Genomic DNA, 21132 nt, shown 5'->3' on the forward strand with positions numbered 1-21132 from the left:
CTTCTTGCACTAACAACCAAAGTATGGTAAAATTCTTAACCAGGATACCCTCGGAATATAGGGAGATACAAGGCTTTTTTCAATTCCGGAGGGCATAAAGACAGGACAATAAAGAGGCTGAATCATTAAATAAAGAGAGGATGAAAATCATGGCAATCTACTATAGCAGTACCCGCGGCGGTGAAAAAAATGTTACGGCATCACAGGCGATCCTGAAAGGACTTGCAGAGGACGGCGGTCTTTTTATGCCGGATGAGGTTCCTGCATTTGACCGTTCTTTTGCAGAACTGGCAAAGATGAGCTACCAGGAAGTCGCTTATGAGGTGATGAAATTATTTCTTTCAGATTTTACGGAAGAGGAACTGAAGGACTGTATTAACCGTGCCTATGACAGTAAATTTGACACAGAAGAGATTGCCCCTCTCGTAAAGGCAGACGGAGCATATTACCTTGAACTGTTCCACGGGAACACAATTGCATTTAAGGATATGGCGCTCTCGATTCTTCCCCGCCTGATGACGGTATCAGCCAGAAAGAATAAAATTGACAACACAATTGTAATCCTGACCGCAACCTCCGGAGACACCGGTAAGGCAGCCATGGCCGGTTTTGCGGACGTGGAAGGGACGAAGATTATCGTATTTTATCCGAAGGATGGCGTAAGCCGCGTGCAGGAACTGCAGATGCTTACACAGAAAGGTGATAATACAAGCGTTGTGGGAATCGACGGAAACTTCGATGACGCCCAGAACGGCGTTAAGAAGATATTTAATGATAGAGAGTTTGGAAAGGAACTAGCCGCAAAGGGATACCAGCTCTCCTCCGCAAACTCGATCAATATCGGACGTCTTGTACCGCAGATTGTTTACTATGTTTATGCCTATGTAAAACTGCTTGACAACGGCGAGATTTCCGAAGGCGAGAAGATCAATATTACCGTACCGACCGGCAATTTCGGAAACATTCTGGCCGCTTATTTTGCGAAACAGATGGGTCTTCCGGTTGACAGACTGATCTGCGCGTCCAACGACAATAAAGTGTTATATGATTTCTTCCAGACCGGTATCTATGACAGAAAGAGGGAGTTTATCCTGACCTCATCGCCGTCCATGGATATCCTTATTTCCAGTAACCTGGAGAGACTGATTTATCTTTCCACCGGCTGTGACGCTGCAAAGACAAAGGGACTGATGGAAGAACTCGTAAGAGACGGAAAATACACGGTTACTCCTGATATGAGAGAGAGAATGTGCGATTTCTTCGGAGGCTTTGCAACACAGGAAGAGAACGCCGCCGAGATTAAACGTCTTTATGATGAGACCGGTTATATGATTGACACGCATACGGGCGTCGCTTCCTGCGTATATAGAAAGTATGTAAAAGAAACAAATGATACGGCCAAAACCGTAATTGCCTCCACGGCCAGCCCATATAAGTTCTCCAGAAGCGTTATGGAAGCAATCTTCGGAAGCGAAGAGGGCAAGGATGAGTTTGAGCTGATCGACGAGATGGAGAAAGCCTCCGGAGTTGCAGTTCCGGCTGCTATTGAGGAGATTAGAAATGCTGAAATCCGCCATAATATACAGTGCACATCCGAGACGATGAAGAGCACGGTGGCTGACATTCTGAAATAGAAGGGATGAAGAAATGTTACGGATTAACGTTCGGTTGGAGCGTTACGAAAAAAATGTGCTAATTTTTTAACAGTCTTCCCAAAACCATAAATATGGTATATAATAAAAGAATGTAAGTGAGAAAAGCGACAAGGAGGTTCGTAATATGTTAGTAAACGCAAAGGACATGCTTCAGAAGGCAAAAGAAGGCCACTACGCAGTTGGGCAGTTTAATATCAACAACCTGGAATGGACAAAGGCAGTATTACAGACCGCACAGGAACAGAATTCACCGGTTATCCTGGGCGTATCTGAGGGAGCCGGCAAATACATGGCCGGATTTAAGACGGTTGCTGATATGGTGAAGGCAATGATCGATGAACTTAAGATTACAGTTCCGGTAGCAATCCACTTAGACCATGGTACTTATGACGGCTGCATGAAATGTATCGAGGCAGGTTTCTCCTCTATCATGTTCGACGGCTCTCATTATCCAATCGACGAGAACGTTGAGAAGACAAAAGAACTCGTTCGCATCTGTGCTGAAAAAGGTTTATCACTTGAGGCAGAGGTTGGTTCCATCGGCGGCGAAGAAGACGGCGTCGTAGGAATGGGCGAGTGCGCAGATCCCGATGAATGTAAAGCAATTGCAGATCTCGGCGTAGATATGCTGGCAGCGGGAATCGGCAATATCCACGGCAAATATCCGGCAAACTGGCCGGGACTCAGCTTTGAGACCCTGGAAGCCGTAAAGAATAAGACGGGTGAAATGCCGTTAGTTCTCCATGGCGGCACCGGTATCCCGGAAGATATGATCAAGAGAGCAATTTCCCTTGGCGTAGCAAAGATTAATGTTAATACAGAGTGCCAGCTTGCTTTTGCAGATGCAACACGTAAATACATCGAAGCAGGCAAGGATCTGGAAGGCAAGGGCTTTGACCCGCGTAAACTTCTTGCTCCTGGTACAGCAGCAATCAAGGAAACAGTTAAGACTAAGATGGAACTGTTCGGTTCTGTCGGCAAAGCCTGATTGTAATTTAAAACGGAGTTTAACCGATGACGGTGGCAAGTGAGTTTTTAGACTTGTTTGTCATTGTTTAGAGCCGGCCTGCAGGTAATAAAGTTTCGGCATTTCGAAAGAATATTACTTACAGGCCGGCTCTGTTTTTAGATTTTGATGAGAAATCCGCAGAATAAGAATCCCGGAGGCCGCGCCCCGAGGGAAATTCCGCGGATTATACTTTTTCGTCATAGTAAGGGAGAAAATAATGAGTGACTTAATTAATGTGTCTGAAATTTTCGGAAAAAACGTTTTCAATGATACTGCAATGAAAGAGCGACTTCCGAAAAGCGTTTATAAAAAGCTGAAGCAGACCATAGAGGACGGAACGGAACTGGATCCGTCCATTGCGGATGTGGTGGCCCATGCAATGAAGGACTGGGCGATCGAGAGAGGGGCGACCCATTATTCCCACTGGTTCCAGCCGCTCACCGGAGTGACGGCCGAGAAACACGATGCCTTTATTTCGGTTCCGGATGCAGCGGGCCGCGTGATTATGGAATTTTCCGGTAAGGAGCTGATTAAGGGAGAACCGGATGCGTCTTCTTTTCCATCAGGGGGACTCCGTTCCACCTTTGAGGCCAGAGGATATACAACCTGGGACTGCACTTCCCCTGCCTTTTTGCGGGAGGATACCTGGGGCGTGACTCTCTACATACCGACGGCTTTCTGTTCCTACAGGGGCGAAGCTCTTGACAAGAAGACGCCGCTGCTGCGTTCCATGCAGGCGATCAACGAACAGTCCCTGCGCATTATCCGCCTGTTCGGGAATACCACTTCAAAACGTGTTATTCCGTATGTCGGACCGGAGCAGGAGTATTTTCTGATTGATAAAGAGAAATATTTACAGAGGAAAGATCTGATTTACGCAAACAGGACTCTGTTTGGCGCTATGCCGCCGAAAGGGCAGGAGATGGATGACCATTATTTTGGAAGCATCCGTCCGCGTGTCGGCGCTTTTATGAAAGAAGTGAATGAGGAAATGTGGCATCTCGGCGTCTGCGCTAAGACACAGCACAATGAGGCCGCTCCGGCCCAGCATGAACTGGCTCCTGTTTATACACAGGTGAATGTTGCGGTCGACCATAACCAGATGATGATGGAGGCCTTAAAGAGGATTGCCGGCCATCACGGTCTTACCTGCCTTCTTCATGAAAAACCATTTGCGGGTATCAACGGTTCCGGTAAACATAACAACTGGTCCCTGACCACCGATGACGGAATTAACATGATGAATCCCGGCGAAACACCGCATGAGAATATCCAGTTCCTTCTGGTTCTGGCCTGCATCATGAAAGCGGTGGACGTCCATGCCGATTTGCTTAGAGAGTCAACAGCAGTGCCGGGCAACGATCAGCGTCTGGGAGCGGCCGAAGCTCCCCCTGCGATCATCTCCATTTTCCTTGGTGAGCAGTTGGAAGATGTAATTGACCAGCTCTGCAGTACCGGTTCTGCGGCGCATTCCAAGCAGGGCGGTGTGCTGAAAACAGGCGTTGCCACCCTTCCTGATTTTGCCAAGGATGCCACGGACCGCAACAGGACGTCACCGTTTGCCTTTACGGGTAATAAATTTGAGTTCCGTATGGTAGGTTCCTCAGATTCCGTGTCCTCCCCGAATGTTGTTTTAAACACGATTGTAGCGGAGGCATTTAAGGAGGCAGCGGACCAGCTGGAAAAAGCGGACGATTTTGATATGGCGGTCCATGATATGATTAAAAAACTGTTCGCGGAGCACAGAAGGATTATTTTCAGCGGAAACGGTTACTCCGAGGAGTGGGTTAAGGAAGCGGAGAGCAGGGGACTTCCGAATCTGAGAGCGGGGATTGATTCTGTTTCGGCTTTGATTACCGATAAGGCGGTCGAACTGTTTGAGCACTTCAGTGTTTATACGAAGGCAGAACTGGAATCCAGGGCTGAAATAGAGTATGAATCCTATGCAAAGACAATCAATATAGAGGCAAAAACCATGATTGACATGGCCGGAAAGCAGATTATCCCTGCTGTGGTAGAATATACGACGCAGCTTGCAAAATCACTTTCCGCTGTCAGGGATGCCTGCCCGGAAGCAGATGTCAGTGTTCAGAAAGAACTGATTTTAGAAACATCGGCTCTTTTGTCTGAGATGAAGGTGGCGCTTTCTGCCCTTGAAAATGAGGCGAAGGCGGCAATGGCGATTCCGAACAGCAAAGAAAGGGCCTATTACTGCCTGGAGAAGGTGACCGCAGCAATGAAAGAACTCAGAATACCGGCGGATAAGCTGGAGATGATTGTGGATAAAGAACTCTGGCCGTTCCCGAGTTATGGGGATTTGATATTTGAGGTGTAGACTGTATAAAAGCTGGATTGGATAAATGAGATAAAGGGAGCAGCATATTATTCGGTTATATGATATGTGATATTTGATATATGGTATATGCGATATATAAGGATATATTAGATATCAGGGGGAGTGTTTAGAAGTATGGTATTATAAAAAACAGGGATTGTTTCCGGTGATGAATCACTGAAACAGTCCCTGTTTTTTACCATCTTATATGTTAGTGTTGTACGACTTTACCGCATATTGCTTTGCTGTTTTGTTGCTTTGCCGCATATTTATTTACTGTGTACGACCTTGCTGTATATTGTTTCCCGTACATTGCCTTACTGTTGTATTGCTTTGCTGTTGTATTGCTTTACTGTTAGACTGCTTTGCAGTATGAAGGATCTGGGCGTTATCGTCCTGGGCCAGTGGTCAGACCGGGGCGGAGTCCTCCGCTGCTGCCGGATCCTGAAGAACCGGAGGAGCCTGAACTGCCAGGAGGCGTCGAGCTGTTACTTCCCGAAGAAGATCCCCCTGGCGCGGAAGAGTTTCCTGAGCTGGAAGAACCGCCCGGTGCAGAGGAGTTTCCGGAATTGGAAGAACCGCCCGGTGCGGAGGAACTTCCTGAGCTGGAAGAACCGCCCGGTGCGGAGGAACTTCCTGAACCAGAAGAACCACCCGGCGAGGAAGAACTGCCGGGTGCAACTACATTGCTGCCATTGCCGGAAGAAGAACCTGCATTCGTCACATTACCCGTCGGTCCGCCGGAAGAGCTGCCCGAGGAACCGGACGGCGAGCCGCTGTTTCCTGAACTGCCCGATGGAGAACTGCTGTTCCCGGCAGTCCCTCCCGGAGATTGGGTGGAATTGTTCGTCTGGTTGGAATTCTGGGAGCCTGAAGAATTTTTCAGGTCATCCAGGTTAAATGAACTGTCTGCGAGTCCACTCATATTGTTTGTTTCATTCTGACACACACCATTTTGATCAAAGGTGTAGTTTACGTTGTCAATCACACGGGAAACATTCTCTGTCATTTTACCAGTTTCCGGATCAAGATAATAATATTTGCCGGAGAGGTTAATCCATCCCGTCTGCATATGGCCGTTTTGATTAAAATAGAACCAAGAACCGTCGATTTTTCTCCATCCTCTTGTCATTCGTCCGGAGTTGGTGCTCATGTAATATTTGCTGCCGTTGCTGTCGCTCAGCCAGCCGCTCAGCATCTTTCCTTCATGCAGATAGTAGTATTCACCGTCAATCTGCTGCCAGCCCGACAACATCCGTCCGCTATTGTCCAGATAGTACCAGGCGTTGTCCACTTTCTGCCATCCGGTGCGCAGCTTGCCGTCGGTTCCGAAATAATACCAGTTATTGTCAATCTGCTGCCATCCGGTATACATCTTACCGTCATTAGCAAGAAGATAACGGGCCCCTTCAATATCGGTCCATCCCCGGAGCAGTTCACCGGTAGGATTGAAATAGTACCATGCATTGTCAATCTGATACCATCCCTTGGCCATGGAGCCGTCACTCTTGAGGTAATAGTAGGTGTCATTTCCTACTTTCAGCCATTCGGTAACCATTGTTCCGTCGTTATTCAGGTAGAACCACTTATTATTGTCCTGTATCCATCCTGTCGCCATCGCTCCATCCGATTTAAAATAATACCATTTGGAGGTGGAGGAATCTTTGCGCCATCCGGTTATCATCTTACCCGTATTGTCGTTCAGGTAGAAATATTTGTCGTCAATATGGAGCCAGCCCTTATGCTGCGTTCCATCCTCCTTCATGTAGTACCAGCCGTTCCCGTCATTGATCCATCCCGTCTGTTTCTTATAATCGGAATAGTAATACCAGTTGTTGTTAATCTGGCGCCACTGCTTGGCAGGGATTGCGGTGGAAAAATCTTTGTACGCAAAGTTAATGTCCACATCGCCGGAAATACCGGCTATCGTTCCCTGGTTTGTGGCCTGCCACATGGAGGCCTTATTATATGTATGTTTTGTTTCATAGCGGGCAACCCATACGTCGTATGTGACTTTGCTCATGTCAATCTTATTGGTAAGCCAGTAGTCATTGGCATAGAGCATCGGATAATAGCCGGCATCTTTTACCTTTTTACAGAAAGCATTGATAATGTCACTGAGCTGGGACGGTGTAAGCGTACTCATAACCGAAGCTTCCACATCAAATACGACAGGATAGGAAATCGGGTAATCCTTGATCAGATCAAGGACAAAATCAGCCTCTTGAACCGCCATATCGGTAGTGGTGGCATAAGAATAAATATACGCCCCAACTTTAAGGCCCGCCGCTGCTGCCGCATCTGCATTTGTCTTAAAAAAAGGATCCACTGCATTGTCATAGCGTGTTCCGAGCATAACAAACTGGATGTCGTCATTTGCAACGGCAGTCCAGTCAATAGCCTGTTTCCAGTGAGAAACGTCAATACCTCTGGCTACAACTCCGGCAATGGTAGTGCCGTCGCTGCCGACATATACGCCGTTATTTTTAGTCCAGGAAACGGCGGCCAGACTTTCTGATGCCGGGGCCAGACTCATCAGCCCGATCAGACAGGCAAGCCCCAGCGCCCGGATACGTTTCTTGTGTATCATAATACTCCTCCTCCTGTGTAAAACATACGGTAACCTGCGGGAAAGGCTCCCGGCAGATACTGTATCTGCTGCATTTATTATAACCTCTGCCGGATTCGGAAAAACCAATCTGGTGTTCCTATATGATTTAACCCGGTTTTGGCAATTTTGGTAAAACGGAATTTAGCGCCTGAATTTCTGTAGTAAACACAGAAAACGGCAGTTCTTCCTGCGGTGACTAGAATTTATGGCGTTATGCCATGAATTCTACATAGTGGCGACTTTGTCGACACTATGAGGTATAATGTCCACTTTGTGGACATTATACCATATTTACCTAGTGAAGTTATAAATAATTTATTACAATTGGGGAAAAATGGCGTTTTAGGCTGGGAAGAGCCTGGATATTCTCTTGTAATACAGCTTTGCATAATGGTACATGACAATCGTATATTCGCCGAATTCCTCGCCTTCCAGACTTTTAAAGACCGCCCAGAGACACCAGAGAAAGCCGCCGAGAGCTGCATATGCGTAAGTGACGATCCGCTCCTCGGGAGATGGGACACGCTCGAGGTAGAGCTCCAGGAGACGATCCAGTTCTTCTTCATTGTAGTAGGAATAGATGCTGCACATTGAAATATCAATCAGAGGATCGTGCATGGCTGCATACTCCCAGTCAATCAGGCGGACGGAACCGTCGGGAAGAAAAAGAAAATTATCGGCAACTGAGTCGATGTGGGAGAGGCAGCATGGCCGGTCAAACTTCTCAACACGATCTAACAGCGTATTCATCCAGCCTCTGACTTCATTATAGTCTTCAAATAGCAGCAGTTCATGGTGATGGCAGAGCGCTTCATAAAAATTAATCCGTTCTCTGAGGTTAAAACGATGCTCAACCTTCAGGTTGGATTGATGCAGTTTGCGCAGAACGGCCATACAGGCGGCAATGTCATCCCAGTTTTTTGCATTTGCATTTCTGGACCCCTCATAAAACTTTGCAATCTTATATCCGTTTTCACCATCAAAATAAATAATATGTTCCGTTATATTAAGAGGTTCAACCGCATGATAGGAGGCCTGTTCTTCTTTGCGGTTGATGAGCAGTTCTGTGCCGGGACCGGGAATGCGGCAGATATAATGTTCATTATTAACTTCAAACAGGAAAGATTTGTTGGTCATTCCGGATTTGAGACAGCGGATGTTGCTGATTGCAGATTCCTTTACCTGGAATACCTGGGAAACGAGGCGCATTGCTTCATTGTCTGAATGGTTTCTGTATTTGGGATCAAATTGACGAAGCTCTTCCAGGTTTTCAAATTCATATACCTGATCTTCAGGCTGACAGTTCATGTAAAAATCAAGCTTATCAATATGGTTCAGTAAAACCTGTTCCCAGTAGCACTGTTCAGTTCCGGGCCGATTATAGTCGGCCTCCAACAGCGGTATGAAGGAATCGGAAAAGTTTTTGGACATAAAAGCCGGTCCATACATAACCCAGGAGTCCTGTCCTCCTACAACAACGGAGGTAACTTTCCCTTTTTTGTTGGCGCCGAGGCACCACTCGGATGTGTTTCCTTCCATATAAACGGCTGAATACCAGGAGCCGCACTCGTAAGTGTGGAACATGTTGTTACGAATCCAGTTGTCGGAGACAAGAAGATACATATTCCTGCCGCGGAAAAACTCCCTGGCCTGATAGACCGTAGCAAGGGTGCCTTTGGAAGTGTACTCGGGGTTATAAAAAAGCTTTACATTATATTTATCAATCAAATATTCGAACTTTTCCTTTAAATAACCGACTACGAGTGTGATGTCGGTTATTCCCGCCTCATGGAGCTGGCGGATCTGGCGTTCAATCATTCTTTCCCCAAAAACTTCGAGAAGTCCCTTTGGTGTTTCAAAGGAAAGAGGTACGAAGCGTGAGCCGAATCCGGCCGCAGTGATAACGGCGCCGTCCACACGGTACTGCTCCAGATAGTCCATTCCTTTTTTGGTTAAGCTGTATTTACCGTGTTCAGAACGGTTCTGAATCAGGCCGTCGTTGATGCAGTCGCTGACCAGTTTATTAACACTTCCGAGAGAAACGCCCAGAATTGAGGATAACTCTCTCTGTGTGACATCAGAATCTTCATAAATGCTTCTGCATATTAATCCATATCGATCCATGGTGGAACCTCCGTTTTAATGTATGATAATGTGTGGTATAATGAATTGTAGAAATTAAGCGGGTTATTACATATATTTAAAAAACGACATTTTGATAAAATGTTCAAAAATGCAATTTTGCGTATGGATATGAACATTATAGCATGAAATTCTTAATTGTAAACCTCAATTCTTATGATTGTATTAATATAAAAACAATAATGAGTTAAAAACGATTTTTTGTAACAATTCTGTAAGGAAATGCACAGATAAAAGTTATGGTAATTTCGGAATAGATATATTATAATGTGAATGTATCGGAGACAGGGTCAACTTCCCAGAAAATGAATCGGTAGCATGAAGTGCAAAAATTTCACTTTGTAACAAAAAGTTGGAAAATTTGTAAAAAAACTATTGATAATTTTCCTTATCCGAAGTATAATGACCTCGTAATGCAATTAGGAAATTTCGAGAAATAGTTCAAAAAGAAAAAAAGGAGAGTGCATTAATTATGAGAAAGCAGACTAAATTAGTTGCAGTTCTTTCTGCAGCAGCTTTACTCGCTATGGGTGCTTCCATGACATCTTTCGCCGCTGGTTGGGAAAAAGATGACGCTGGAATCTGGCACTATTATGATAGTGATGACGAGATGGTAACTGGAGAATGGAAGAAAGACGGTGGAAAGTGGTTCTATCTTGATGATGACGGCGAGATGGCTACAGACACTTGGGTTGACGACGATTACTATGTTGGCGAAGATGGTGCTATGCTGATTAACCAGTGGAAAAAAACCATGACAGATGACGACATGGATGATCCGGATGAAGACGGTGAGAACTGGTACTACTTCGGAAGCAAAGGTAAGAAAACTACTAATAGTAAGAAAATCAACGGTAAGACATATTACTTCGACGAAGATGGTAAGATGCAGTATGGTTGGTATGAAAACGACAAAAACGTTTACTATTTAGGCGGCGAAGACGATGGTGCAAGAACTTCTGGCTGGTTATGGTTAGAAGCACCAGACGCAGATGATGATGATGAGAAAGATGCTGCTGATGCAGTAGATCATGATGGTGATAAGTCTGAAGATCCTTGCGACGAAGAAGGCTGGTACTACTTCGGAAGCGATGGTAAGATGTATAAAGATTACAAACAGAAAAAGATCAACGGCAAATATTACTTCTTTAATGAACATGGCCAGATGCTGTATGAGTGGATTAATGGCGTTAAGTCAGGTGTAGCTTCTAATGCTCAGTTGGATTCTGATGATAAGAAAGCATCTCCAAGTGAAGTTCGTTACCTGAATCAGGTTGAAGAAGGCTGGAGAGCCGATGGTTGGTATCAGATCGACGGTGCTGATGTTCTGGGCGCAGGAGATGATACAGACTGGTATTACTTCAAAGATGGTAAAGCTAAGAAAGCTGAATATACAGATAAAACTGGCTTAATTGATGACACTGCTGTTATCAGAGCAAAAATCAAAGTCAATGGTAAATACTTCTGCTTCAATGAGATCGGACAGATGCAGACAGGATTACAGCCAATTGGTGATACCGAAACTAAGAAGCTGAACTTCTACTACTTTGATGAAAACGGTTATATGAAGACTGGTAAAGTATCTAACGTAGAAGAAGAAAATGATTCCTTTACTTACTATTTCGAAACCAAGAACGGTGGAAATGGCAAAGGTGTAACTGGTGAAAAATCTGGATACCTGTACTGGAACGGTAAGAGACTGGAAGCTGATGATGATTACAGACTTTACAAAGTTGACGGTAAGTGTTATCTTGTAAACAACAAGGGTAAACTTCAGAAGTCTACAAGCAAAGATTATGAGCTTGAAAACAAGGACGGTCAGGAGTACAGATTTGAAATCGGCAAGAGCAGCTACGAAGTAACTGCAGTAAAGGCTATTGATGGCAAAGCGGTAACTGAAGAAGATAATGTTAAGGTAGAAGACTTAAGTGTAAACTTACCTTACATTGAATTATTTGATAGCGTAGTTTGGACAAATGGTAACAAGAATGACGTCAACTCTACACTTGCAACTTATTTCGATGACACTAAGGCTATTGTAGGTCTGAATCCTGACCTTTCAAAAAAATAATTTTACATTGTTTTTTTGAGTAGTAATACAAAAATAGAACTGCCGTACCTATGGCTAACAATGCATAGGTACGGCAGTTTTTTAGAGATCGAAAAGAATGTTGGAAGTGTGCTTTTCAGCACACCCCAACATTCAGTAAAGAACCTTGAAAGACTAATTTGTTCTACTGTATAAAATTATTAATAATTTCTTCCCAGATCTGCATAATCATCTGCAGTATAATACTGCAGTACGCCATTATCATCAAGAGAGATTACATTGTCGTAAAGTTCAATCTTAGGAACAGCAACATATTCTTTCAGAGAATCACTAAGATCTTTGATTGTATTTCCACTGAACTCGAACTGTACATCTTCCATATCGGCAAGCTCTAAGTCATACTTCTTGCTCTCGGATTTCTGAATTTTACCCTGTTTGTTTACAAGGTAGTACTTGTCTTCTACAACGTAGATTCTGTAATCATCGTCTGCCTCGAGTCTCTTACCTTTCCAGTAGAGGTATCCAGATTTTTCACCGGTCACACCCTTGCCGTTTCCACCATTCTTAGTCTGGAAATAGTAGGTGAAGGAATCATTTTCTTCTTCTACGTTAGAAACTTTACCAGTCTTCATATAACCATTGCTATCGAAGTAGTAGGTATCTCCATTAATGTACTGTAAACCAGTCTGCATCTGGCCATTTTCATTGAATGCAAAATATTTGCCTTCAACTTTGATTTTTGCCATATAAACAGGATCACCATCATCAGTTAAGCGGGTATCGTCAGCAGGTTTTGTTTTATCTGCTTTCTTAGCCTTACCATCTTTGAAATAGTACCAGTCGGTATCATTGTTTGTAGCAAGATCCTCAGAACCATCGATCTGATACCAGCCATCTGCTCTCCAACCTTCTTCAACCTGATTCATGTAATATACGTCGCTTGGAGTTGCATTTGCATTATTACCATCTAACTGAGCGTTAGAACCAACGGAAACTTTCGCGCCATTGATCCACTCATACAGCATCTGGCCATGCTCATTGAAATAGTAGTATTTACCATTGATCTTCTTCTGTTTTGCGTCTTTGTACATTTTGCCGTTGGAACCGAACCAGTACCAGCCTTCTTCATCACATACATCGCAATCATCATCACAAAGATCGATATCAGCATCATCGTCTGGTTTCTCGAGCCATAACCAACCAGAAGTTCTAGCACCGTCATCTTCATCACCTAAGTAATAAACATCATTGTCATCCTGATACCAGCCATCTCTCATTTTTCCGTCATCATCAAAGAAGTAGGTTTTACCGTTAATCTTCTTTGTCTCAGATGTGGTTTTCTTACCCTTAGAACCGAAGTAGTACCAAGACTCGCCGTCATCTTCCGGATCATCCATATCTTCATCAGCAAGAGTCTTCTTCCAGGAATTAATCAGCATTGCGCCGCTCTCATCCACATAGTACTCGTCGTCAACCCAAGAATCTGTCAGCATTTCGCCGTCATCATCAAGGTAGAACCACTTTCCACCATCTTTTTTCCATTCTCCAGCTACCATTTCGTCATCACTATCATAGTAGTGCCAGATTCCAGCGTCATCTTTTTCCCAACCAGCGGCGAAAGATGTCATGGAAGCACCCATAGCGAGTAAAGCTGCTGCAGAAAGAACTGCAACTAATTTAGTCTGCTTTCTCATAATTAATGCACTCTCCTTTTTTCTTTTTGAACTATTTCTCGAAATTTCCTAATTGCATTACCAGGTCATTATACTTCGGATAAGGAAAATTATAGTGAACAGTAAGAAGACAACGATTTTCAGCTTTTTTATTAATCAAACCAGATATAAAAACAAAAAAGTTATCTGCTTAAAAATGAAAAGATGAAAAAAATGAAAAGATAAAAGACATAAAAAGATAATAGACATAAAAAAATAAAATATGGGAACCATAATAGGAAAATTATAACTTTAATGGAGGAACACATGAAAAGAATAGTACTTTTCCTTATTGCCATGGCAATGTCGGCAGTTTTACTGACCGCATGCAGCAAAAAAGATACGGCAGATAATTATGTAACCGAACAGAATGATATTATGGATAAAATGCAGGAAGAAATGGATAAGGTTCAAGATACGGGAAATGTAACACTGGATTTTCTCTATGGAATGATACCGCATCATGAGTCGGCGATTGAGATGTCCAAAAGTTATTTAAAATATGCAAAAGGCAGGGATAAACAGGAGTTCAAGGATTTGGCAGAGGAGATTATCGAAGCCCAACAGGAAGAAATAAAGCAGATGAAAGAAATGGCAAAAGAGATAGAGAAGAAGCAGGAGACTGATTATGAGGACGAGCAATCCTATCTTAAAGATTATCATGCTTTGATGAAAGGTCATGATATGGATCACAATATGATAACAAGTGATCTCGATACTGCCTTTGCAGAGGGGATGATTATGCACCATCAAATGGCGGTTGATATGGCCGAAGCAATCTTAAAATATACAAATGAAGAGGACGTCATTGAATTTGCAAAAAATATCATAGAGGTGCAGGAAGATGAGATTGCTCAGATGCAGAGTTTTTTAGATGATCATGCTGACAATAAAAGCCATAACCACTAGCAGCCATTAGCTTTATCTGTTCATAAGAAATCACGAAATAAGCATTTTGTTTTATACAAAACCGGATGAATATGCCCGCTCATCCGGTTTTATTCGGCAGGATACATGAAAATAATGAGTTTTAAAAGAGTTTAATAATTACCTTGAGAACAAATAAAGCCATTAAAAAGCATAAAACAAATAAAGTGTATGAAGAAAAAGAAAACACCTTAATAAAAAATTAAAACTTGCAGCGGGGGTAAAGAGTCCCTGAAGGTTGATTTAAGAATCAACAGATGCTATACTGTAAAAAGCCTTTAAACAGGGGCTTTATGAAGACATAAGGAGATTTAGCACATGGCGAAAGCTACACCAAAGAAGGATCCGAATGCTCTGGCCGAGGTGGCCGGGAATGTTTTTGCAGGGATTATGGCGGTATTTACACTTGTTGTTTTGGTAGTATTTCCGCTTTACTATCATAATTACTATTTTGATATTTTAAAGGCAAAATACAAATTTTATTGGATAACGGTTGTTGCGATGGCTGTGATATGTCTGATTGTTGCTCTTGTATTTTTGTTTGTAGATCGGATGGAATATGACGGAGTCAACACAAAACGGTTTTTCAGCCATTTTCGCTTAGGCAGCTTAAAAAAACAGCCGGCAGCGTATAAATTCCTGATTCTGTTTTTAATCCTGGCGGCAATATCGACACTGTTATCGGATTACAAATTTGAATCATTTTGGGGGAATGAAGGGAGATTCAGTGGTTTATTCCTGATATCACTTTATGCATTGGGCGTATTTATGATCGGGAAGCTTGGAAAGATCAAAAAGTGGTATCTGGATCTTTTCCTGCTGTCCGGAGTGCTGGTATGTTTATTCGGAATTACGGATTATTTCAGGATGGATCTTCTTCACTGGAAGGCGGGAGTTACCTCAACACAAGCAGATTCATTTACGTCTACCCTTGGAAACATTAATACCTATACGGCTTATGTTGCACTCGTATTGGGAGTGGCATGCGGACTTTTTACCACGGAGAAAAACATCTTTCGTAATATCTGGTATTTTATGGTACTGCTGATTGGCTTTTTTGCTATTATTACAGGTCAGAGTGATAATGCCTACCTGGCATTGGGGGCAGTATTTGCACTTTTTCCTCTCGCACTCTTTGCGACAAGAAAAGGCATAATCCGCTATATTACAGTGATAGCTTCGTTCATGTCGGTTATTAAGGTAATTGATGAGATTAATAAGAAAATGGCGGAGAAGGTAATCGGATTAAGCGGTATTTTCGATGTACTGGTAAGGCATAAGTATCTGGAAGTTATTGTTATTGCATTGTGGCTTTTGGTTGCTGTATTATATATAGGTGACCGAGTTCTGATGAAGGACAAAGAAGATAAGGTTGGTAAATGGCTTCGAATTACATGGTTCTGCCTGATCGCGGCTGGTGTTGCCGCGGTAATTGCAGTTTTGTATGATGCTAACTTCGGGCCAAATCCGGAGAAATATTCTTCACTGTCAAGGTATTTGATTTTTAACGACAGTTGGGGAACGAACCGGGGATACTGCTGGCGTATTGGATGGGAGTCTTATATGCAGCAGCCTCTTATTCACAAGTTGTTTGGGTTTGGACCGGATACCTTTGGTATTCTTACCTGGCCGTTCAGGCAGGACTCCCTTGATACGTACGGCGTATTTTTTGAAAGCGCCCACAATGAATATTTCCAGTATCTTGTTACAATGGGGCCTTTTACCATGATTGCATACATTCTCTTCCTTGTATCCAGTTGTGCGAGAATGTTCCGATTTGCCAAAGTACAGCCGTGGCTTCTGGCTCCTTTGGGAGCGACGGTTTGTTATGGGGCACAGGCGCTTGTTAATATTAATCTTCCGATTGCGACACCGGTTATGTGGGCTCTTTTGGCAGTTGGTTTGGCAATGTGCAAAAATGTTTCAGAAACTGCAAGGGGTGCGGACAAACAGGAACCGGCTGTGCAGAATAAGTAAAGTGGATGTGAATATCCGGAAGCAATTATAAAGACAGGTTACTAAGAGATAAATATAATTTAGAAAAGTTGCAGGAACGATAAAATGTTTGAAAAAATGATGCCAAGAGATAAAAAAATCAGGATGGTGGTTCTGCTTCTGGTGGATATATGCGTAATCCAGTTCAGCAGTTTCATGGGTCTGTGGATGCGGTTTGATATGCGGCTCCAGTCTATTCCGGAAAATTACAGAATGGCGGCGGCAGGGTATGTGGTTCCCTATACACTGATAACTCTGATTATTTTCTATGTATTCCGCATGTATTCTTCGATGTGGAGTGTTGCCGGAGTCAGGGAAGCGTGTCATATTGTATTTGCCTGTGCGCTGTCGAGTCTTTGCCAGATTGCAGGCATGACGATGCTGCAGCTGAATGTCCCCAGAAGCTATTTTGCCATCAGTTTTATCATACTGACAGGCTGTGAGGGACTGGTGAGATTATCTTACCGCATCTACCGTTCTTTATTTAAACGCTACGGTGAAACGAGCAGCAGCAGAATCCTGATAGTAGGGGCTGGAACATCCGGTTCCGTGATCCTGAAGGAGATAGAAACAAGCCAGTATGCCCATGGCAAGGTGGCCTGTTTTGTGGATGATGACAAGAATAAGATAGGGAAATTCCTGAACGGCGTTCCGATTGCGGGTAACCGGTATGATATTCCTCAGCTTGTAGAAAAATATAAAATCGACAAGATTTATGTAGCGGCTCCGTCCGCTCCGGCTAAGGAAATCAAGAAAATTCTGGAAATCTGCCGTGAGACTAATTGCCAGCTCAAAATTCTTCCCGGTATTTTTCAGCTTCTCAATGGCGATGTCAGTGTATCAAAACTGCGAGAGGTGCAGATCGAGGATCTTTTGGGCCGTGATCCGATCCAGGTTAATCTGGATGAGATTATGGGATATGTCAGCAATAAGGTGATTCTCGTTACCGGCGGCGGCGGTTCCATTGGCAGTGAACTTTGCCGTCAGATTGCCAGCCATAACCCAAAGCAGCTTATTATTGTGGATATCTACGAAAATAATGCGTATGACATCCAGCAGGAATTGAAACGGACTTATCCGGAGCTGGATTTGGTTGTTTTAATTGGTTCTGTACGCAACACGCACAGAATGAACAGTATTTTTGAACATTACAGACCAAATATTGTTTACCATGCGGCGGCCCACAAGCACGTGCCGCTGATGGAGGACAGTCCCCATGAGGCCATTAAAAATAATGTATTTGGTACATATAAGACCGCAAAGGCGGCCAGCCGTTATGGTGTCGAGCGTTTTGTACTGATTTCCACCGACAAGGCGGTTAATCCAACTAACATTATGGGCGCTTCCAAACGAATGTGTGAGATGGTTGTGCAGATGGTGAATAAGGAGTCTAAGACGGATTTCGTCGCAGTCCGGTTCGGTAATGTGTTGGGAAGCAACGGTTCGGTAATTCCTCTGTTTAAGAAGCAAATTGCGGAGGGGGGACCTGTCACCGTAACGCATCCCGATATTATCCGTTATTTTATGACGATACCCGAGGCTGTTTCTCTGGTGCTTCAGGCCGGTTCCTACGCAAAAGGAGGAGAAATCTTTGTTTTAGATATGGGAGAGCCTGTTAAAATCCTGGATTTAGCAAAGAATCTAATCCGTTTGTCCGGTTATGTGCCAAATGAAGATATTATGATTGAGTTCACAGGCCTGCGTCCCGGCGAAAAGTTATATGAGGAACTTCTGATGGATGAAGAAGGACTACAGGATACGCCGAATAAGCAAATCCATATCGGAAAACCGATTGACTTTGATGAGGAGCTGTTTAAGAAACAGCTGGATGAACTTTATGAAGAGGCAAATGGTGACGAGGTCGACATTAAGGCGGCAGTTCAAAAAATTGTGCCTACCTATATCCGCAAGGACAGTTGACAAAAGTATATAGTTTTACAGCAATGAGGAGCTTATCATAGCTCCTTATTTTTGTATCTCTAAATGTGAGAAAATTGAATTTTGGGGAAAGGTATTGAAATGAATAAATTTTAAAGAAATAAGCATTTAAAAATCATAAGAAGGGATAAGTAAATCCGTTACAACCTTTCGACAAAATTCGACATCTGAATATGCGGTCGGGAGCAGCCTTTGCTATGATATTCCTATCCGTAATTGGATAAGAATTTGCAAAGGAGAAGAGGATTATGACACAAGAAGAAAAGAAACACATTGACCCATCAGAAAATCACACAATCTCACACCTGTGCGAGGCGTGGAAGCTCTCCATGAGGTATCAGGTTAAACCGAGTACGTTTGCCTGCTATGCAACGCTCATCCAGAAACATATCAGGCCGGCGCTCGGTTCTGTGGAGATGGAGAAGATGGACAATGAAGTTCTTACAGAATTCATTCTGGACAGACAGAGACAGGGGTTATCGGCAAACACACTGCGACTGATACTTTTTCTTTTGAAAAGTATTATCCACACGGGGGAGAGAAGAGGAATCTATCCGGCTGAAACGCTGGAGTTTTTTCTTCCAAAGGACAGGGGAAATGAAATGAGACTTTTGAGCCAGGAGAACAGGAGGAAGTTATTAAGCTGGCTGGCCGGATGCAGGACGAACTTTGAACTGGGTCTTTTATTATCACTCAGTACCGGAATCAGAGTCGGCGAGTTGTGCGGCTTGAGGTGGGAAGATGTGGATTTGGAGGAGGGGGTGCTTCATATCAGGCGCACAGTTTCCAGAATTCGGAACACGGATCAGAAAAATGCAGCTGCCAAAACACGTCTCTACATTGGAACACCTAAAACCGGTACATCTCAACGCGATATTCCGCTTCCCGATTTCATGCTCTCCAGATTGGGAGAAAAGAAGCGAGACGGCGCCTGTTACCTTCTTACGGGGAGGCTTGCCTGTATGGAGCCCAGGGGTGTCCAGAGACGCTTTAAAAACCTCTTAAGGAAGCTCAGGCTGCCGGACATCAATATTCACGCCCTGCGGCACTCATTTGCATCCCAGTGGATAGAGAATGGTTTTGACAGTAAGTCACTTTCAGAGATTCTGGGGCATTCCTCCGTAAAGATTACGATGGATATCTATGTGCACAGCAATATGAGCCAGAAAAGGGCTTATATGGATCAGATGACCGCAGTATGAGCCTTATGGGTTCAGCACAGCATAAGGAAATCTTAAAGTATTTTACAGGATTTTCCGCCCAATCCCAATTGCACATTCTCACTGTTTATGCTAAGATAAGAAAAGCATTTACAATAGGAGGAGTTTTGTCCGATGGAACCGAACAATAATTATGAACAGGAAATTGATTTGAAAGATTTGATGTTTGCCGTGCTTCGCAGGTGGCGTCCTATCATTATTATCGCCGTGATTTTCGCTGTTTTACTTGGCGGCCTTAAAACGGTGAAAGGGATCAATCAGCTCAGCGATGAGGAGTATGTAAAGAAGAATCAGGATACATACAACATGAACATGGAGCAGTATACCTCTACAAAGGATCGTCTGGAAAAAGAGATTAAAAATCTGCAGGATAATATTGAAAGCCAGAAAGAGTATAAAGAACAGTCGATTTTGATGAATATCAATCCATATGACGAGTATGTTGAGACAGCCACGTTCTATATTTCGACAGATTATTCAATTATGCCGGGCATGGTTTATCAGAACCCGAATACGGCTACCAGTATCCTGAAAGCCTATATGTCCATCGCACAGAACGGAGAGATGTACAATTATGTTCTGGGCAAGATGAACAGTAAGATGGGGATCCGTTATCTGAAAGAACTGGTAAAGATTGAGCCGGATTATGATAACAACATGCTGGATATTACGGTAATCGGAGACACGAGAAAGACGGCCAGTGATGTGATGGGATATATTAAGGACAGCATTGCGTCCTCCCAGAAGAACATTACGGAAGCAATCGGCGAACATGAGAACAATCTTGTGGACGAATCTCAATTCGTAACGGTAGATTTGGAGTTGGACAAGACTCAGACCGAATTTGCAGCCAATACCGATCAGTTGGATATCAGCCTGAAAGAAAAGACGAAAGAGCTGTCTGAGCTGGAAGAGCCGAAGAACAGTCTTTTAAGCAAGACGAGTGTTTTAAAGAGTGCGATCAAGTATGCGGTTCTCGGTGGCGTGCTTGGTGCATTTATGGTGGTATTCTTCCTCTGCGTGGCGTTCCTGATGAGCGATAAGCTGGTCAGCGAGAAAGAGCTGAAACGCAGATATGGTATTATGGTTCTTGGAGTGTTCAGTAAGAACGATAAAAAGCGTGCGTTTGCTTTCATTGACAGATGGCTGGACAAGCTGGAGGGTACATCCGCCAGAGAGATGGAGGACGGCAGAACTTTCGAGGTAGTAGCTGCCAATGCCATCAATTATATTGAACAGGACAGCATCAGGGACGTAATTCTTGTGGGCACGGTTGATAATGAGAAGCTGGAGCAGGTTCACACGGGCCTTGTGTCCATGCTGGGCAACGTAGAGCTCACAGTAGGCGGTAACCTTGGCAAAGATGCCTCCGCCATCAAGAAAGCGGCTTCCTGTGATGCAGTGGTTATCGTGGAGCAGCGCGGCAATTCCATGTTCTCCGGAATTGAACAGGAACTGGATGTTGTACGCAGTCTTGGCAAAAAAGTAATCGGTTGTATCGTATTGTAAATTAATAGACACGTCAGATCTAAATATTA

General features: G+C 43.7%; 12 protein-coding genes. 9 read left to right on the forward strand and 3 right to left on the reverse strand.

The window, feature by feature from the left end; translation table 11 throughout:
• Nucleotides 1-149 precede the first annotated feature (149 nt).
• The 3 genes from thrC to EJL91_RS16965 all read left to right on the forward strand — a co-directional run bounded on the left by thrC (nucleotide 150) and on the right by EJL91_RS16965 (nucleotide 4999).
• Nucleotides 150-1634, forward strand: a complete 1485-nt coding sequence (gene thrC / locus EJL91_RS16955; protein WP_125143141.1) for a threonine synthase — start codon at nucleotides 150-152, stop codon at nucleotides 1632-1634.
• A gap of 145 nt (nucleotides 1635-1779) precedes the next feature.
• Nucleotides 1780-2643, forward strand: coding sequence for a class II fructose-1,6-bisphosphate aldolase (gene fba / locus EJL91_RS16960; RefSeq protein ID WP_125143142.1), 864 nt, complete (start codon nucleotides 1780-1782; stop codon nucleotides 2641-2643).
• Nucleotides 2644-2881: 238 nt separating this feature from the next.
• Nucleotides 2882-4999, forward strand: a complete 2118-nt coding sequence (locus EJL91_RS16965; RefSeq protein ID WP_125143143.1) for a glutamine synthetase III family protein — start codon at nucleotides 2882-2884, stop codon at nucleotides 4997-4999.
• A gap of 388 nt (nucleotides 5000-5387) precedes the next feature.
• Here EJL91_RS16965 and EJL91_RS16970 read toward each other — a convergent pair whose 3' ends face one another.
• Together EJL91_RS16970 and EJL91_RS16975 are read right to left on the reverse strand one after the other, a co-directional pair.
• Nucleotides 5388-7589: a GH25 family lysozyme gene (locus tag EJL91_RS16970; protein ID WP_125143144.1), complete on the reverse strand. Its 2202-nt coding sequence runs from the start codon at nucleotides 7587-7589 to the stop codon at nucleotides 5388-5390.
• A 363-nt stretch (nucleotides 7590-7952) separates the two neighbouring features.
• A complete protein-coding gene (locus EJL91_RS16975) occupies nucleotides 7953-9734 on the reverse strand; it encodes a phosphotransferase (RefSeq protein WP_125143145.1) in 1782 nt (593 codons plus the stop codon).
• Between the two features lie 490 nt (nucleotides 9735-10224).
• Between EJL91_RS16975 and EJL91_RS16980 the strand changes: the two genes are divergently transcribed.
• Entirely contained in the window at nucleotides 10225-11823 is a 1599-nt protein-coding gene (locus EJL91_RS16980) for a PspC-like choline-binding domain-containing protein (protein WP_125143146.1), read from the forward strand.
• Nucleotides 11824-12002: 179 nt separating this feature from the next.
• On the opposite strand, the gene EJL91_RS16985 is transcribed toward EJL91_RS16980, so the two are convergent.
• Nucleotides 12003-13496, reverse strand: coding sequence for a glucan-binding protein (locus EJL91_RS16985; protein ID WP_125143147.1), 1494 nt, complete (start codon nucleotides 13494-13496; stop codon nucleotides 12003-12005).
• Between the two features lie 285 nt (nucleotides 13497-13781).
• Between EJL91_RS16985 and EJL91_RS16990 the strand changes: the two genes are divergently transcribed.
• The 5 genes from EJL91_RS16990 (at nucleotide 13782) to EJL91_RS17010 (ending at nucleotide 21103) form a co-directional block, all read left to right on the forward strand.
• Complete coding sequence (locus EJL91_RS16990; protein WP_125143148.1) at nucleotides 13782-14423, forward strand: DUF305 domain-containing protein; 642 nt, start codon at nucleotides 13782-13784, stop codon at nucleotides 14421-14423.
• 336 nt (nucleotides 14424-14759) lie between these two features.
• Complete coding sequence (locus EJL91_RS16995; RefSeq protein ID WP_125143149.1) at nucleotides 14760-16418, forward strand: O-antigen ligase family protein; 1659 nt, start codon at nucleotides 14760-14762, stop codon at nucleotides 16416-16418.
• A gap of 84 nt (nucleotides 16419-16502) precedes the next feature.
• Nucleotides 16503-18356, forward strand: a complete 1854-nt coding sequence (locus tag EJL91_RS17000) for a polysaccharide biosynthesis protein (RefSeq protein ID WP_125143150.1) — start codon at nucleotides 16503-16505, stop codon at nucleotides 18354-18356.
• A 266-nt stretch (nucleotides 18357-18622) separates the two neighbouring features.
• Entirely contained in the window at nucleotides 18623-19576 is a 954-nt protein-coding gene (locus tag EJL91_RS17005; RefSeq protein ID WP_125143151.1) for a tyrosine-type recombinase/integrase, read from the forward strand.
• A 132-nt stretch (nucleotides 19577-19708) separates the two neighbouring features.
• Nucleotides 19709-21103: a chain-length determining protein gene (locus EJL91_RS17010; protein ID WP_125143152.1), complete on the forward strand. Its 1395-nt coding sequence runs from the start codon at nucleotides 19709-19711 to the stop codon at nucleotides 21101-21103.
• Nucleotides 21104-21132 lie beyond the last annotated feature (29 nt).

Origin of the sequence: Clostridium transplantifaecale (genome assembly GCF_900626075.1) — a bacterium.
GTDB lineage: Bacteria > Bacillota > Clostridia > Lachnospirales > Lachnospiraceae > Otoolea > Otoolea transplantifaecalis.